Origin of the sequence: Seohaeicola nanhaiensis, from assembly GCF_042654245.1 — a bacterium.
Classification (GTDB): Bacteria; Pseudomonadota; Alphaproteobacteria; order Rhodobacterales; family Rhodobacteraceae; genus Seohaeicola_A; species Seohaeicola_A nanhaiensis.
This window is the reverse complement of record NZ_JBHSGI010000002.1, coordinates 144,880-160,144: the sequence shown is the minus strand read 5'-3', so window position 1 is coordinate 160,144 and position 15,265 is coordinate 144,880. Positions and strand designations below refer to the sequence as shown.

At 65.1% G+C, this 15,265-nt stretch carries 18 protein-coding genes; 10 read left to right on the top strand and 8 right to left on the bottom strand.

All coding sequences use genetic code 11. The annotated features are described in order from the left end of the window. The first annotated feature begins 49 nt into the window (after positions 1–49). From ACFO5X_RS00950 to ACFO5X_RS00940, 3 genes are read left to right on the top strand one after another with little or no spacing between them, the layout of a single operon-like run. Positions 50–457 (top strand): VOC family protein, encoded by a 408-nt coding sequence (locus tag ACFO5X_RS00950; protein ID WP_380715026.1) that lies wholly within the window; start codon positions 50–52, stop codon positions 455–457. Then, complete coding sequence (locus ACFO5X_RS00945; RefSeq protein WP_380715024.1) at positions 454–927, top strand: VOC family protein; 474 nt, start codon at positions 454–456, stop codon at positions 925–927. The genes ACFO5X_RS00950 and ACFO5X_RS00945 overlap by 4 nt, the downstream gene beginning before the upstream one ends. Then, entirely contained in the window at positions 924–1,277 is a 354-nt protein-coding gene (locus tag ACFO5X_RS00940; RefSeq protein WP_380715023.1) for a DUF1428 domain-containing protein, read from the top strand. The genes ACFO5X_RS00945 and ACFO5X_RS00940 overlap by 4 nt, the downstream gene beginning before the upstream one ends. Before the next feature lie 3 nt (positions 1,278–1,280). Here the strand turns inward: ACFO5X_RS00940 and ACFO5X_RS00935 are convergent, their stop codons facing one another. Both ACFO5X_RS00935 and ACFO5X_RS00930 read right to left on the bottom strand, forming a co-directional pair. Continuing rightward, positions 1,281–1,991, bottom strand: a complete 711-nt coding sequence (locus ACFO5X_RS00935; protein ID WP_380715022.1) for an EI24 domain-containing protein — start codon at positions 1,989–1,991, stop codon at positions 1,281–1,283. Next, a complete protein-coding gene (locus ACFO5X_RS00930) occupies positions 1,988–2,566 on the bottom strand; it encodes a nitroreductase family protein (protein WP_380715021.1) in 579 nt (192 codons plus the stop codon). Before ACFO5X_RS00930 ends, ACFO5X_RS00935 begins: the two co-directional genes overlap by 4 nt. A gap of 176 nt (positions 2,567–2,742) precedes the next feature. Here ACFO5X_RS00930 and ACFO5X_RS00925 point away from each other — a divergent pair, with 176 nt between their 5' ends. Then, complete coding sequence (locus ACFO5X_RS00925) at positions 2,743–3,030, top strand: DUF167 domain-containing protein (RefSeq protein ID WP_417765073.1); 288 nt, start codon at positions 2,743–2,745, stop codon at positions 3,028–3,030. Here ACFO5X_RS00925 and ACFO5X_RS00920 read toward each other — a convergent pair. Next, complete coding sequence (locus ACFO5X_RS00920; RefSeq protein WP_380715018.1) at positions 3,000–3,242, bottom strand: hypothetical protein; 243 nt, start codon at positions 3,240–3,242, stop codon at positions 3,000–3,002. The genes ACFO5X_RS00925 and ACFO5X_RS00920 overlap by 31 nt on opposite strands. Before the next feature lie 92 nt (positions 3,243–3,334). Here ACFO5X_RS00920 and ACFO5X_RS00915 point away from each other — a divergent pair, with 92 nt between their 5' ends. From ACFO5X_RS00915 to ACFO5X_RS00905, 3 genes are all read left to right on the top strand, one after another. Continuing rightward, positions 3,335–4,057 (top strand): M48 family metallopeptidase, encoded by a 723-nt coding sequence (locus tag ACFO5X_RS00915; protein ID WP_380716355.1) that lies wholly within the window; start codon positions 3,335–3,337, stop codon positions 4,055–4,057. Positions 4,058–4,137: 80 nt separating this feature from the next. Continuing rightward, the gene (locus ACFO5X_RS00910) at positions 4,138–4,398 is read left to right on the top strand and encodes a DUF6455 family protein (RefSeq protein ID WP_380715017.1); all 261 of its coding nucleotides are present in this window, start codon (positions 4,138–4,140) and stop codon (positions 4,396–4,398) included. 57 nt (positions 4,399–4,455) lie between these two features. Then, positions 4,456–5,022, top strand: coding sequence for a PA14 domain-containing protein (locus ACFO5X_RS00905; RefSeq protein ID WP_380715015.1), 567 nt, complete (start codon positions 4,456–4,458; stop codon positions 5,020–5,022). Here the strand turns inward: ACFO5X_RS00905 and rimO are convergent. After that, positions 5,019–6,407: a 30S ribosomal protein S12 methylthiotransferase RimO gene (rimO, locus tag ACFO5X_RS00900; RefSeq protein ID WP_380715013.1), complete on the bottom strand. Its 1,389-nt coding sequence runs from the start codon at positions 6,405–6,407 to the stop codon at positions 5,019–5,021. The genes ACFO5X_RS00905 and rimO overlap by 4 nt on opposite strands. Before the next feature lie 145 nt (positions 6,408–6,552). Here rimO and ACFO5X_RS00895 point away from each other — a divergent pair, with 145 nt between their 5' ends. After that, complete coding sequence (locus tag ACFO5X_RS00895) at positions 6,553–8,484, top strand: AsmA family protein (protein ID WP_380715011.1); 1,932 nt, start codon at positions 6,553–6,555, stop codon at positions 8,482–8,484. 10 nt (positions 8,485–8,494) lie between these two features. Here ACFO5X_RS00895 and ACFO5X_RS00890 read toward each other — a convergent pair whose 3' ends face one another. From ACFO5X_RS00890 to ACFO5X_RS00875, 4 genes are read right to left on the bottom strand one after another with little or no spacing between them, the layout of a single operon-like run. Continuing rightward, positions 8,495–9,988: a phosphomannomutase/phosphoglucomutase gene (locus ACFO5X_RS00890; RefSeq protein ID WP_380715009.1), complete on the bottom strand. Its 1,494-nt coding sequence runs from the start codon at positions 9,986–9,988 to the stop codon at positions 8,495–8,497. 25 nt (positions 9,989–10,013) lie between these two features. Continuing rightward, positions 10,014–10,847, bottom strand: a complete 834-nt coding sequence (kdsA, locus tag ACFO5X_RS00885) for a 3-deoxy-8-phosphooctulonate synthase (RefSeq protein WP_380715008.1) — start codon at positions 10,845–10,847, stop codon at positions 10,014–10,016. Between the two features lie 2 nt (positions 10,848–10,849). Next, the gene (locus ACFO5X_RS00880) at positions 10,850–12,595 is read right to left on the bottom strand and encodes a KpsE/RkpR family capsule polysaccharide export protein (protein ID WP_380715005.1); all 1,746 of its coding nucleotides are present in this window, start codon (positions 12,593–12,595) and stop codon (positions 10,850–10,852) included. Beyond that, entirely contained in the window at positions 12,573–13,238 is a 666-nt protein-coding gene (locus tag ACFO5X_RS00875; protein ID WP_380716354.1) for an ABC transporter ATP-binding protein, read from the bottom strand. The genes ACFO5X_RS00880 and ACFO5X_RS00875 overlap by 23 nt, the downstream gene beginning before the upstream one ends. Positions 13,239–13,506: 268 nt before the next feature. Between ACFO5X_RS00875 and ACFO5X_RS00870 the strand changes: the two genes are divergently transcribed. Together ACFO5X_RS00870 and ACFO5X_RS00865 are read left to right on the top strand one after the other, a co-directional pair. Beyond that, positions 13,507–14,559 (top strand): GSCFA domain-containing protein, encoded by a 1,053-nt coding sequence (locus tag ACFO5X_RS00870; RefSeq protein WP_380715002.1) that lies wholly within the window; start codon positions 13,507–13,509, stop codon positions 14,557–14,559. A 1-nt stretch (position 14,560) separates the two neighbouring features. Then, positions 14,561–15,262, top strand: a complete 702-nt coding sequence (locus tag ACFO5X_RS00865; protein ID WP_380715000.1) for a hypothetical protein — start codon at positions 14,561–14,563, stop codon at positions 15,260–15,262. The last annotated feature ends 3 nt before the right edge of the window (positions 15,263–15,265 follow it).

Here is a 15,265-nt window from a genome sequence, read left to right as displayed (position 1 = left end):
TTGTCAATCACGCTTGTCCCCGAAAGAGGAGAGAACAGGGAATCCGGACGTGAATACATATATCAACCTCTGCGTTGCCGACGTGAAGCGCTCGCGGTCGTTCTTTACGGCGCTGGGCTTTGCGTTCAACGACAATTTCAGCGATGCCGAGTCGATTGCCATGCGGATCAGCGACAGCTGTTTCGTGATGATGCTGCAACCGGGCAAGTTCAAGGGGTTCACCCCGCGCGAGATCGCCGACGCAACGCGGACGACCGAGGTCATGACCGCGTTGCAGCTGGACAGCCGGGCGGCGGTCGATGCGATGGTCGAGGCGGCGGTGGCGGCGGGCGGGTCGGTGTTCCGCGCCGCCGAGGAGCACGGTTTCATGTACGGACGCAGCTTCTGCGATCCCGACGGGCATGTCTGGGAGCCGTTCTGGTTCGATCCGGCAGCGGTTCCGGAGAACCCGTCATGATCCCGGTGCGGACCTGCCTGTGGTATGAGAGCGAGGCAGAGGAGGCCGCGCGGTTCTATACCTCGCTGGTGCCGGGCAGCGCTGTGGAAGAGGTGATGCGCCCGGCGGCGGAGGCGCCGGCGGTGCTGGTGCACTTCACCCTCGGAGGGGTGCCGTTTTCCGCGCTGAACGGCGGCAGCTCGGTTGCACATACCTATGCCGCCTCGGTGGTGCTGGAGGCGCCCGACCAGGTCGAGACCGACCGGCTGTGGCAGGCGATCCTCGAGAATGACGGCAAGGAGGTTCAGTGCGGCTGGATCACCGACCGCTGGGGTGTATCGTGGCAGATCATTCCGCAGGGATTTCAGAAGCTGATGTTCTCGGCGGATGCCGAGGCGAACCAGCGGGCCTATCAGGCGATGCTGAAGATGATCCGGCTGGATCTTGCCGCCGTGCGTGCGGCGCATGAGGGGAAGGGAGGAACGGCATGACTTATGTCGATGGCGTGGTGACGGCGGTCGCGAATGACAGGAAGGACGAGTTCATCGCCTTTTCGAAGAAGCTGACGCCGCTTTTCCGCAAGCTGGGCGCGCTTCAGGTGGTCGATTGCTGGGGCGAGACGGTGCCGGAGGGCAAGCTGACCTCGTTTCCGATGGCGGTGAAATGCGGACCCGACGAGACGGTATGCTTTTCCTGGATGCTCTGGCCGTCCAAGGCGGTGCGGGATGCCGGCTGGGCGGCTTTCGAGGCCGACCCGAAGCTGGCCGAGATGATGCAGCCGGCGCCCTTTGACGGCAAGCGGATGATTTTCGGGGGCTTCGAGGTGGTGTCGGAGGGCTGAGGTTCAGCCACGGCGCGTGTCGTTCAGGGCGTGGAAGATGTGGGTGAAGGTCGCCGCGCCGAGGATCGGGATCACCAGGCCGACCAGCGGGATCGACAGCGGCAGGGCCATCAGGACGCCGGCCAGCCATATGGTGCCGCGATGCCGCTGGCGCAGGGCGATGGCGCGCTCGCGGCCGATCCGGCGCATGGCGGCAAGGGTGAAGTATTCGCGCCCGAGCAGGAAGCCGTTGAGGCCGTAGAAGATCAGCGGCCAGGCCGGGGGAAAGGCAAGAAAGGCGACGGCTGCGATGACGAAGGCGATTGCATTGGCGCCGATCAGAACGCCGAGATAGTTGATGGTGTCGCGCAGGGCGTCGCCGAAAGGGACCTTCGGGGCGGGCGGCAGAAGGGGGTAGTGTTCCTCCTCGACCGCCTGGGCCACGTCGTCGAGGAACATCGACGTGATGGCTGATGCGACCGGAACCATCAGGAAGAAGCTGAGCACCATCATGAAGATGAAGGAGGCAAAGCCGAGCAGATCGTCGAGCCAGCGCACTTCGCCGATCAACGGGATCGACACGGTTTCGCCGGTCATGGCCTGGATGCCCCAGAGCAACAGGGCATAGGCGGCGACCAGCAGCGCGAAGCTGAGCAGCACGCCGAGTGCCAGCACCTTTCGGAATTTGGGATCGCCGATCTGGCCGAGTGCCAGCAGAAACGAACGCAGGATCACTCGGCCACCCAGCGCGTCAGGGCCGAGATGTCCGGGCGAGGGCGCTCGGGTGGGACAGACCCTTCGGTACCGATATGCACGATCCCCGCGACCCGTTCGCCCGGCGCCAGGCCGAAGCCCCGTTCGCAGAATGCAGCGTCATGAGCGGGCCAGCCGCTGAGCCAGCAGGCGCCCCAGCCGGAGGCGAGCGCGGCATTGACCAGCGACAGGCAGACCGCGCCGGCGGAATAGGTCTGTTCCAGCGGCGGGATTTTCTCGGAGGCGACCGGCTTTTCCACCACCACGACGGCGAGATGGCCCTGATCGTACTGGCTGCGGCCCTTGCCGATGTCTTCGGGCGACTTGCCAAGCTCGGCTCCCCGCGCCTCGGCCAGATCGGCGAGGCGGGCCATCGCTGCGCCCTGGATCACGATGAACCGCCAGGGTTCCAGCTTGCCATGATCGGGCACGCGCGCCGCAGCGGTCAGCAGCATTTCCACTTCGGCGCGATCAGGGACCGGCAATACAAGCGTCTTGGCGGGGCGCGACCGGCGGGTCAGCAGAAAGTCGAGGGCGGCAGGGTTCGGCTGGGGCATGTCTTGGTCCTGTAAATTGCCAGTCTCATGTCGGGTGGGCGGGCGCCTGTGTCAAGCCGATGCGGCGCGCCCGGTTGTGCGCGAACCCGGTATGTGCAAAGGGACGGCGCGACTTTCACGGCGATCCCCTGCAAAAGCCCATGGCGCGCGCCCTGCCTGCGGGGCAAAGTGCCGACATGGCCAAACCGCGCGACATTCCTGACCTGACCCGCCTTGCCGTGCCCGGTGCCGAGATCGCCGTGAAGGCCACGCCGCGCGCGGCGCGGGCGCGTCTGGTCGAGGAGAGCGGGGGCTTGCGCGCCTATGTCACCGTGCCGCCGGAGGACGGCAAGGCCAATGCGGCGGTGCAGGCCCTGCTGGCGGCGGCGATGGGCGTGGCCCCGTCGCATCTGACGCTGGTGCGCGGCCAGACCGCGCGCAACAAGGTCTTCGTCTATTTGGACGGCGCGGGCGCCAGCCGGTAGACGCCCTCGGGCAGGTTGAGCGCCGCTCCGAGATCGCGCGCCTGTTCGGGCGACAGGGTGATCCGCATGACCTGATTGGTGCGCGGGTCGAATTGCTCGACCGTGATGCATTCGGCAAAGCTTTGAATGACCACGTCTTCCTGCAGTGGGGACGATCCCTCGTCGACAAGGGTGATCACGGTGGCGTCGAAATCGTGCTCGATGGTGAACATGGGGGCAGAGTGATCGCGTGGAGGTGTTTATGCAAGCAACTTGACCCTCTGGAAGCGCGCAAATCCTGTGCTAGACAGGGTGCATGACTGTGATGCGACATCTCTCGGCCGCCCTGGCTGCCTGCGCCCTGCTGATGACGGCCGCCTGTGACGTTCCGCAACCGCCCGCGACGACGGCGTCGCCCGTGTTCCTGGCGCCAGGCGCCCGCATGTCGCCCGATGAGGCGATGGCCACCTTCAATCGCGTGGTGGCAGCGGTCGAGCCGGTGGCCGAATCGGAATGCCGCCGGCGCACGCCCGGCCGGCGCTGCGATTTCCAGATTGTCGTCGCCAGCGATTCCGCGCTTCCGTCGAATGCCTATCAGAGCATTGATGGGGCGGGCCGGCCCGTGATCACCTTCACCCAGGCGCTGATCCGCGACGCGGGCAATGCCGACGAGCTGGCCTTTGTGATGAGCCACGAGGCCGCGCACCATATCCGCGATCACCTGACGCGTCAGCGCCGCAACGCCGAGACGGCGGCGGTGGTCTTTGGCGGACTGGCCTCGCTGAACGGGCTTGGGACGACCGAGGTGGAAACCGCGCAGAAGCTGGGCGCGGTGGTGGGCGCGCGCACCTATTCCAAGGATTTCGAGCTGGAGGCCGACGAGCTGGGCACGATCATCGCCTGGCGCGCAGGGTTCGATCCGCTGGTCGGGGCTGGGTTCTTTTCCCGCATTCCCGATCCGGGGAACCGGTTTCTTGGCACCCACCCGCCGAATGGCGACCGGATCGCAACCGTCCGTCGCACCAGTGCCACGCTGGGCCTGAACTGAGCGGTTGATCTGCATCAACGACCGCGGGGGCGTTTCCGTCAGTATGGCACCGTAAGCCGATGACGGGAGGGGCAGGTGCCATGACGGATACTGTTGATCTTCGCCGCCACGCGATCCTGGTCGATTCGATGGCCGGAGCGCTGGGCATCGATCTGGAAGAAGCCGCGCTGCGGGGCGAGCTGGACATGGACGAGATTTCCGACGCGGTGCTGCGGTGCGTCGGCTGCACCAACCCCGAGCACTGCGCGCATATGCTGGCTGATAAGCCGAAGCTGACGGCGACTCCGGGATATTGCCGCAACCGGGAACTGATGACCCGGCTGGCCGATCGGGGCGCTTGACAGGTTCGCGTTGCGGCCTCTAGCTGGCGGGCAGTTCCGTTGCCCAAGGTGTTTCCCATGCGCCATGTTGCCGCCGCCGTTCTTTCCCTTCTGCTCTGCGGTCCGGCGCTGGCCGGGCCGGTCAAACTGAAACCGGCCGAACCGCAGCCGGCCGCGCCCGGACCGGGGCTTTCGGTCGCTTATGCCTATCCCGAGCAGAAGATCCATTCTCTGGCCGAAGCCGCCACTGCGCTGCGCGGCGCGGTGCGCGACGGCAAGCCGTTGCGCGGGCTGGATTACGCGGACACGACCGAGGGCGAGGTGACGCTCACCTCGCGGCAGGCGATGAATGTCGCGGCGCGAATCACCGGCTTTGTCCGGTTCGACGCGCCGGGCGCCTACGATATCGAATTCGTGGTGAACGACGGGATCGACGCCCGGATCGGCGGCCAGCAGGTCGGGTTCTACGACGGCATTCAGGCCTGTGAGGGCACAACGGTGGTGCCGGTGGAGGTGCCGGTGGCGGGGTGGTATCCGGTCGACATTCTCTACTTCCAGAAGCAGGGCACTGCCTGTCTGAACATGAAGTGGGGACCGGCCGACGGCAAGCGGAGCTGGACGCCGAATTCAGCCTTCGGGCGCTAGGCCAGACGGCCCCAGAGGTCGTATTCCCCGGCCTCGTCCACCGTCACGGTGACCACATCGCCGGCCTTGAGCGATTCGAAGCCCTCGTCGATGAAGAGATTGCCGTCGATTTCCGGCGCGTCGGCCCAGGTGCGGCAGGTGGCGGCATCTTCGTCCACCTCGTCCACGATGACCTGGAGCGTCCGGCCGACCTTTGCGGCCAGCTTGGCCTCGGAGATGGCCTGGGATTTTTCCATGAAGCGGTCCCAGCGGTCCTGCTTGACCTCTTCGGGCACGTGGTCGGGCAGGGCGTTGGAACGCGCGCCGGCCACGTTTTCGTATTTGAAGCATCCGACCCGGTCGAGCTGGGCCTCGTCGAGCCAGTCGAGCAGCGTCTGGAATTCGGATTCGGTTTCGCCGGGATAGCCGACGATGAAGGTCGAGCGCAGGGTGATGTCGGGGCAGGCCGCGCGCCAGGCGGCGATCTCGTCCAGCGTCTTCGCCGCGGCAGCTGGGCGCGCCATGCGTTTCAGCACGTCCGGGTGAGCGTGCTGGAAGGGGATGTCGAGATAGGGCAGGACGCCGTTTTCGGGATCGGCCATCAGCGGGATCAGGTCGCGGACGTGCGGGTAGGGATAGACGTAGTGCAGCCGCACCCAGGCGCCGAGCCGGCCCAGTTCGCGTGTGAGATCGGTGATATGGGCGCGCACGTCGGCATCTTTCCACAGGCTCGTCCCATGCCTGAGGTCCAGCCCGTAAGCACTTGTATCCTGTGAGATGACCAGCAGCTCGCGCACGCCGTTATCCACAAGTTTCTCCGCCTCGCGCAGCACGGCGTTGGCGGGACGGGACACCAGCCTTCCGCGCATGTCGGGGATGATGCAGAACTTGCACTTGTGGTTGCAGCCCTCGGAGATCTTCAGGTAGCTGAAATGCCGGGGGGTGAGACGGATACCCGCGGCGGGCAGCAGGTCGATGAAGGGATCGGGGTCGGGCGGCACGGCGGTGTGGACGGCATCCAGCACCTGTTCGTACTGGTGCGGACCGGTCACGGCCAGCACCTTGGGATGCGCGCCGGTGATATAGTCGGGTTCCGCGCCGAGGCAGCCGGTCACGATGACGCGCCCGTTCTCTTTGAGCGCCTCGCCGATGGCCTCGAGGCTTTCCGCCTTGGCGCTGTCGAGAAAACCGCAGGTGTTGACAATGACGGCATCCGCACCGGCATAGTCGGGAGAAATGCCATATCCCTCGGCCCTCAGCCGGGTGAGGATGCGTTCGCTGTCGACCAGCGCCTTGGGACAGCCGAGCGAGACCATGCCGATGGTCGGCTGGCCGGGGCGGGGGACATCACCGAGGCGGGCCCGGGGGGCCAGGTCGGGGCGCAGGTCGGGCGGGTTGGTGCTCATGCGCGCTCCCCTACACCGGCGCCGGGGCGCACGCAAAGGGAATGCGCGGGTGGCGGAGCTGTGGGGCCCATGACCGAAGAACTCGGGCTTTGCGAAAATCCGCCTGCGGGGGTATCATTCCGTCCAAAACGAGGCGGAGCAGCCCATGCGTTGGATTGTCAGGATCATCGGTGCCCTGGTGGTGAGCCTTGTGCTGTTGGTCGTCGGGCTGTTCCTGCTGCCGGGTGAGAAGATCGCTCAGCTGGCGGCGGAACAAATTCGCGTTCAGACGGGACGCGCGGTCAGCATCGGCGGCGACGTTCGTTTCACGCTCTGGCCGGTTGTGGGCGTGCGTACCGGTCCGCTAAGTGTCGCCAATGCCGACTGGGCCGGGACGGAGCCGATGTTTTCAGCCGAGAGCCTTTCGGTGGGAGTGTCCGCGCCCGCGCTGCTGGCGGGCAACATCCGTGTCACCGAAGTTGTCGCGGAAAGGCCGCTGCTGCGGCTGCGCCGGGCGCAGGACGGTCGGGGTAACTGGGAAATCGCGCCGTCCGGGACCGCCGCGGCGCCCCGCGAAGGAGCGGCGGCGGCGCGGCAGGCGACGCTTGAGCGGCTGGCCCTGTCCGGCGCGCGGCTGGAGTGGATCGACGGCGGTTCGGCGCCGGTGGTGGTGGACGGGGTCGACCTGACGCTCGACTGGCCCGATGCGGCCGGGGCGGCGGATATCGCGCTGGCGCTGGCCCCGGCCGGCGAGCGGATCGAGGTCGAGGGAACGATTGGCAACTTCCAGAGCTTCCTCGCGGGAGAGGTCACGCCGGTTTCGGCGCAGATTCACGCGCCGGGAGGCAACATCGCCTTCGAGGGCCGGGCCAGCACGGATGGCGCGGCGGCGGGGAAGCTGGCCCTGAAGGCCAGCGACAGCGCGCGGATGCTGGCGGCAGCGGGTCTCGGTCGGGTGAGCATTCCCGAGGGCGCGGGGCGTACGATCAACGCCGCTACGGACATGACCTATACCGCGGACGGGCGCCTGGCGCTGCGCCAGCTGGCGCTGACGCTGGACCAGAACCATCTGACCGGTGCGGCGGATCTGGAGCTGGCGGCGAAGCCGCGGATCGTGGCACGGCTGAACGCAGGGGCGCTGGACCTGACGAAGCTGAGCGCAGCGGCGACGGCAGGGGCTGGCAGCGCGCCAACGACCGAGGGCTGGTCGACTGCGCCCATCGATGCCTCGGCTCTCGCCCTCTTCGACGGCACCATCGACCTGACGGCCGAAAGTATTCGCACACCCGTGACGCAGTTCGGGGCGGCGCAGCTGCGGCTGAGCATCGACCGTGCGCGCGCGGTGGCGGATATTGCCCGGCTGGACGGGTTTGGCGGCGCACTGACGGGGCAGTTCGTGGCGAACAACCGCAACGGGCTGTCGGTCGGGGGCAAACTGAACGCCAGCGGGATCGAGATGGCGCAGGCGCTGAAGGATCTGGCGGATATCGAGCGGTTTTCGGGCAAGGCCGACGCGACGGTCGAATTCCTGGGCGTGGGCAACAGCGAGGATCAGATCATGCGCTCGCTTTCAGGGCAGGGCGGGCTGCGCATGGGGCAGGGGGTGATCGCCGGCGTCGACCTCAATGCGCTGATGACCTCGGGACAGGGCAGCGGCGGGACGACGGTGTTCGACAGCCTAGCGGCGAGCTATACGATGACGGGCGGCAATCTGACCAATGACGATCTGGTTCTAAGCCTCAAGAACTATCGCGCCGATGGAAAGGGCCGGATCGGGATCGGAGCAAGGGACATCGATTATCTGTTTACACCCACCGCCCTGCGCGCGCGGGGCGGTGAGGGGCTTTCGGTGCCGATCCTGATCACCGGCCCCTGGGCGCATCCGCGCATCAAGCCGGATCTGGAGGGCGTGCTGAAGGCCAAGGCCGACGCGCGGCTGGACGTTCTGGAGCAGGAGGCGAAGGAAAAGGCGAAGCAGAAGCTGTCTGAGCGGCTGGGCGTACCGGTGGAGGATCGCCAGCAGGCCGAGGATGCGCTGAAATCGAAGCTGCAGGAGGAGGCCAAGAAAGGCCTCCTCAAATTGCTGAACAAGAACTAGGCGCGGCGGCTCAGATCGTCTGATCGTAGTCGCCGACGCCCGGTTCGGTGCGGATCACCTTGTCGATATCGGCGAAGATCGCTTTCATCTCGGCCTCGCTCTCGCTGCTTTCGCAGACAACGACGAGGTTCGGGGTGTTGGAGGAGGCGCGCACGAGGCCCCAGGACCCGTTGTCGAGAATGACGCGGGCACCGTTGACCGTCACAACCTCCTTGATGGCGCGGCCGGCGAAGGTGTCGCCGGCCTCCGCCTTGGCGACCAGCTTGCCGACGAGCCGTTCGAGGATGTCGTATTTCTCGGTGTCCGCCGCATAGGGCGACATGGTGGGGGTCGACCAGGTTTTCGGCAGGGCCTTGCGAAGATCGCTCATCTTCATGGTCGGGTTGCGGTCCATCAGCTTGCAGATTTCGACCGCCACGCGCATCCCGCAGTCGTAGCCGCGCCCGATGGGTTCCGCGAGGAAGTAGTGGCCCGATTTTTCGAATCCGGCCAGCGCGCCGATTTCCTTGACGCGACGCTTCATGTGGGAATGGCCGGTCTTCCAGTAATCGGCCTTGACGCCATACTTCTGCAGCTCGGGGTCCGACGCGAAGAGGCCGGTCGATTTCACGTCCGCCACGAAGGTCGAACCGGGGTAGAGCTTGGCCAGATCGCGGGCCATTATGACACCGACCTTGTCGGCGAAGATTTCCTCGCCCTCGTCATCGACCACACCGCAGCGGTCGCCGTCGCCGTCGAAGCCCAGCGCGAAGTCGGCGCCCGAGGCTTTGACCGTATCGGCCATGTCGTGGAGCATCTCCATCGCTTCGGGGTTCGGGTTGTAATGCGGGAAGGTGTAGTCAAGCGTGTTGTGGCTCTCGACCACTTCGACCCCGAGGCGGCGGAACAATTCCGGGGCAAAGGCCGAAGCGGTGCCATTGCCGGTGGCGCAGACCACCTTGAGCGGACGCGACATGCGGAAGTCGCCGACCAGATCGTCGAGATAGGCTTCCTTCACGCCCTCGACAAAGCGATAGGACCCGCCGGACCGGTCCTCGCCTTCGCCGTTCAGCACGATGTCGCGCAGCTCTGCCATCTCGTCCGGACCATGGGTCAGCGGGCGGTCAAAGCCCATCTTCACGCCCGTCCAGCCGTTCGGGTTGTGGCTGGCGGTGACCATGGCAACCGCCGGAACATCCAGGTGGAACTGGCTGAAATAGGCCATCGGCGACAGGGCCGGGCCGATGTCGTGCACGTTGATCCCGGCGCGCATCAGGCCGAGGATCAGGGCGTTCTTGATCGCGAGGGAATAGTCGCGATAGTCGTTGCCGACGGCGATATCGGGCCGGATGCCGCGGCGCATCATCTGCGTGCCGAGGCCGAGGCCGAGGGCTGTTACGCCGGGCAGGTTGATCTCGCCCGGATATTTCCAGCGCGCGTCGTATTCGCGGAATCCGGTCGGCGCGATCATCGGGTCGCGCAGGAATTCCCAGGTGTTCGGTGTTACCTTTGCCAATGGCTTCATCGTCAATGTTCTCTTGTCACAGGGTCTAAATGCGGATCGGATCAGCCTTGGCAATCCGGTCCAGTGTCATCAGGGTCTCGATCAGATGCGGCATGTGGTCGAGATAGATCATGTTCGGGCCGTCTGACGGCGCATTGTCGGGATCTTCGTGGGTTTCCATAAAGATCGCTGCAACGCCGATGGCGGCGGCGGCGCGGGCCATGACGGGCGCGAATGCGCGGTCACCGCCCGAGGAGGTGCCCTTGCCGCCCGGGGAGGCGACGGCGTGGGTGGCGTCCATCACCACCGGATAGCCGGTCTGGGCCATGTGCGGCAGGCTGCGCATGTCCACGACCCAGTTGTTGTAACCGAAGGAGGTGCCGCGCTCGGTCAGCAGGATCGAGGTGTTGCCGGTGCTTTCGATCTTGTCGACGATGTTGCCCATTTCCCAAGGCGCGAGCCACTGGCCCTTCTTGACGTTGACCGCGCGGCCGGTGCGCCCGGCGGCCAGCAGCAGATCGGTCTGGCGGCAGAGGAAGGCCGGAATCTGGAGGACATCCACCACCGCGCCGGCGACGGCGCACTGTTCCTCTGTGTGCACGTCCGTCAGCACCGGAACGTCCAGGCTGGAGCACACACCGTCGAGCACCTTGAGGCCTTCGTCGATCCCGAGCCCGCGCTTGCCCGAGAGCGAGGTGCGGTTGGCCTTGTCGTAGCTGGCCTTGAACACATACTGCGCGCCGTGGGCGGCACAGATTTCCTTCATCCGGCCGCCGATCATCTGGGCGTGATCCGCGCTCTCCAGCTGGCAAGGGCCGGCGATGATGGTCATAGGGCGATCATTGCCGATCGTCAGACCGGCCACTTCTACATGTTTCATAACTACGAGGTCACCTGTTCGCGAAGGATCGAAGCCGTCAGCGACAACATAAGGTAGATGCCCGAAAATACGAGGAAGGCCAAGATCGTATTCTCGAACTTGCGGGGATAGCTGGCCTCCTGGCTGGCCACCGGCTGCACCGAGGTGGTCAGATAGCGCACCTGGCGGTTGGCCTCCATCCGGGTCTGTTCCACCTGTTGCAGCGCCGATTGCAGCATGAGGTCGCGCGTGGCGAGGTCGGCGCGGGCCATCTCGATGCGCACGCTGAGCTCGGCCAGCGAGTTTTCGCCTTTTGAGGCGTCGATCATCCGGGCGTTCAGGTCGGCCAGCAAGCTGCGCAGGCGCTCCACGTCCGCGCGCGCGCCATCGACGCGCGCCTGGTTGGGACGCGAGTTGTCGAGCAGGGCGGCGAGCTGCAGCTCTTTATCCTGCAGCTGCACTTCCACGTTGTTGATCTGGCCGCGCAGCGTGGTGATCACCCCTTCGGGGTCGAGCAGGGCGCCCTGCTGCTGCAGCTTCACCAGGGATTCCTGCGCTTCGCGGCGGGCCTTTTCAGCATCGGCAAAGCCCAGCTTGGCGTCGCGCATCTGATCGGCACGCTTCTGCTCGGACAGATGATTGATGCGCTGTTCGGCATATGAAATCAGCCTCGCCGAGAATTCGCGCGCGACCTCGGGATCGGCGGCGACCACTTCCATGCGGATCACGCCCTCGGTCGGGTCGTAGCCAATCTTCACGTTGCGCGAATAGGTGCGGTAGGTCTCTTCGTTGCTTGCGTTCGGGGCAAGGCGCTGGATCGGGTCGATCTCGGGCTGCGAGAAATGCGAGCGGAAGCCGACCTCGGAATCGAGCCGCAGCATCGCGTCCTTGGACTGGAGATAGGATTGGGTGGCGATGGAGTCCTGGCTGGTCGCAAACTGGGTGCCACTGAGCAGCCCGCCGATGCCGGCACCACCCATGTTGTCAGCCTGGATGATCAGGAATTCCGACTTGGACGAATACATCGGCGTAGCGACGCGGTAGAAATACCAGCCGCAGATCAGCGTCGGCAGCAACACGAAAAAGGCCAGCCGGGTGAGCAACAGCATCAGCCGCTTGCGCCGGCGCAGCATGATGTCGCGCTGGATCGCGCTGATGTCCCGCTCGCGCCGCTGGGAGGGGCTCAGTTCGGGCGCCGGGCTGGGGAGATAGGGATTGGTTTGCGGCGCGGTCTGGGGCAGGCCGTCGCGGCGGTTCGAGACCTGCAGCTGTCCGGCGGCTGCCGAGACGGCGGCGAAGGCGTCGGGCGCGCCGGTTCCGGGATCGGCGCCGCCCTGGGGCACCACGAGTTCAAGCATGTTCGAGCGCGCGAAGGGGTCGATGCCGCGTTCGCGCAGCAGGCGCACCGCCTCGAAATCCGAGGTCGCGGGCAGGTTGTATTTCTGCGCCACGCGCCGCGCCATGCGCAGCTGGCGGCCGGTCAGCCCCTCGCGGCGGATTGCCTCGATGTCGGTCTCGGCCGCCGCCTCGCTGGCCGAGCCGATGTCGCCGTCGCGGGGTCGCGCGTCGTCTTCTGTGTCGTCGGGCGGTGCATCGGTCGCCCGCGCCCCGGCCTCGGGCCCGGGAACCGGGCGCGCCACGGGCGGCGTGCGTGCCTCGGCGCCGGTATCGTCGTTCTCGGCCGTCAGATCGGGTGCGACGGCCGCCGAGGATCCGGGCGGCAGAGTGCGCCGCACGCGGAATTTTCTAGCCTTGGGTTTCGTAGTCATAGAGCTGTTTCGCTTCTTCCAAGGTGTCGAACATGTATAGCTGGCCTTTGAGCAGCACGGCGGCCGAGCGAACAAATTTTTCCAATGTGCGGGCCTGGTGCGACACCATGATGATGGTGGTCGTTTCCAGCCTCTCCTGCAGGATCGCGCCTGCCTTCTTGTTGAATTCCACGTCGGTGGTGCCGGGCATCCCCTCGTCGATCAGATAGATGTCGAATTCCAGCGCCAGCATCAAGGAGAAGGTAAAGCGCGCGCGCATGCCGGCCGAATAGGTGCCGAGCGGCTGGTCGAAGTATTCCCCCAGTCCGCAGAGCCAGCGGCAGTAGCTTTCGATGTAGTCCGGGTCGAGGCCATAGAGCTTGGCGATGTATCGGCAGTTCTCCATCGCCGACACCTTGGAGACCACGCCTCCCATGAAACCCAGGGGGAAGGAGATGTTGCACGAGCGCCGGATTTCGCCCTCGTCCGGCTTTTCGAGGCCGGCCATCATGTTGATCAGCGTCGTCTTGCCGGTGCCGTTGGGGGCGAGGATGCCCATGCTGCGACCCAGTTCGACGCGAAAGCTGACCCGGTCAAGGATCACCTTGCGCTGTTTCCCGGTCCAGAACGACTTGCTGACGTTCGAGAACTCGAGCCCGGGCATCACTTTCGTCTGGCTTCGCGACACGGGCTTTCCAAGCATGGTGTTCGATCCTGCGTTCTGCCTGTCTTACAGGATACGATCAGAACCTCGTTAACCCAATGTGGAAAACGAGTTGGGCGATATTATGTCCGATTCCGAAACAATTGTCCAAATCCGGGGCGCAGTCGTGCCCCCGGCAGGGCGCCTGTCGATTGTCAGTTGCACTTGCCAGGGTTGCATTCCAATCTTGCGGCATAATTGCCCGAGTTCAATTGGAAGGAACTCTGTCTTGACAGACAATCCGTATCAGTCGCTGGCGCCCGAGGCGTTCTGGAAGTCGGCCGTCGCCAGCCGGAACATGTTCGACATCTCGGGCCTGCACCAGCCCCGCTTCAACCTCTTGCCGCGCCACAAGGTGGCGGCCTACGGGTCTTGCTTTGCACAGCATTTCGGCCGGGCGCTGGCGGCCCGCGGCTACAGCTGGCTGCGCACCGAAACCGCGCCAGAGCGGCTGAGCGAGGCGAATGCCAAGCGATTCAACTATGACATCTTTTCCTCGCGCACGGGAAATATCTATACCACCTCGCTGTTGTTGCAGTGGATGAACTGGGCGGCGGGCAAGGAAGAAATTCCCGAGGAAATCTGGGAAAAGGACGGCCGGTTCTACGACCCGTTCCGTCCGCGAATCGAACCCGACGGATTCGAGAGCGTCGAGGAACTGCGCGCCTCGCAGCGCCACACCGTCCAGTGTTTCGGCGACAGCATTCGCGAGGCGGATGTCTTCGTGTTCACCCTGGGGCTGACCGAAAGCTGGAAGAACGCCAAGGCCGGATATGAATACCCGATGTGTCCCGGCACCGTCGCCGGCACCTTCGATCCCGAGGCCCATCAGTTCGAGAACCAGGCTTTCCCGGACATCCAGCGCAATCTGCGCTCGGCAATCCGTCTGGCACGGGAGATGAACCCCGGTCTCAAGATTATCCTCACCGTCTCGCCTGTTCCGCTGACCGCGACCATGTCGGGCAAGCATGTGCTGGTGGCCAGCAGCGGATCGAAGTCGATCCTGCGGGCGGTTGCCGATCTGGTGGAAAGCACGATGAAGGACGTGGCCTATTTCCCGTCCTACGAGATCATCAACAGCCCGGTGTTCCGCGGCACCTTCTTCGAGCCGAACCAGCGCGAGGTCAACGCGCGCGGCGTGTCGCTGGTCATGGACCATTTCTTCGAGGGCATGTTCGCCAAATTCGGAAAACCCAAGGTGCTGGAGCGCCGAGAAAAATCCAAGGCCGCGTCGGACGAGGATCTGGTCTGCGAAGAGGCCTTGCTGGGGGCCTTCGGCTGACATGCTGATCTGTATTCTGGGCAACAGCCATGCCGGAGCCCTCAAGTCTGCCTGGGACGCCATGCAGTCCGAGCGAAGTGACGTCGAACTGCACTTCTTCGCGATGAGAGGCCAGCACATGCGCTTCGCGCGGGTGAATGGCGACAGGCTGGAGATACCGAATCCGGACGACCTGCTGAGAACCTACCCGGAAACGGTGGGGAATTCGGTGGACATCCCGCGCTATGACGCTTTCATCATGCATGGTCTGGGCCTGCATCCGCTGTTGCCCGAACGCACGGAGGGCGTGTCGCGGGCGTGTTATGACTGCGTCATTTCCGACAGCATCACGAACACGGCCAACTGGTCCATCCTGAGCGAGCTGCGCCGCGTCACCAAGGCGCCGGTGGCAGTCGGAACCTCGCCGCTGACCGCTGCGGTGGAGGTGCGTTCGCGAAACGTTCATCCCATAGTGGACCAGGACGCCGCGGTGCTCGAAGCGAGACTGGCGGAAATGAATGCGGCCTTGGTGCGGCAGCCCAATTCAACCATAGTGAACGGGACCAAAACCGACCCCATCTACAACGAAGGCGCGTTGGGAATCGCGCCCGACGCCACGAAGGTCGATTTCGAGAATTTGCTCTCGGACCGGAAACACATGAACAGCAAATATGGACGGGTTATGCTGCAACTCTATCTCGACAGGCTGACCTCGCTTCGTTGAACG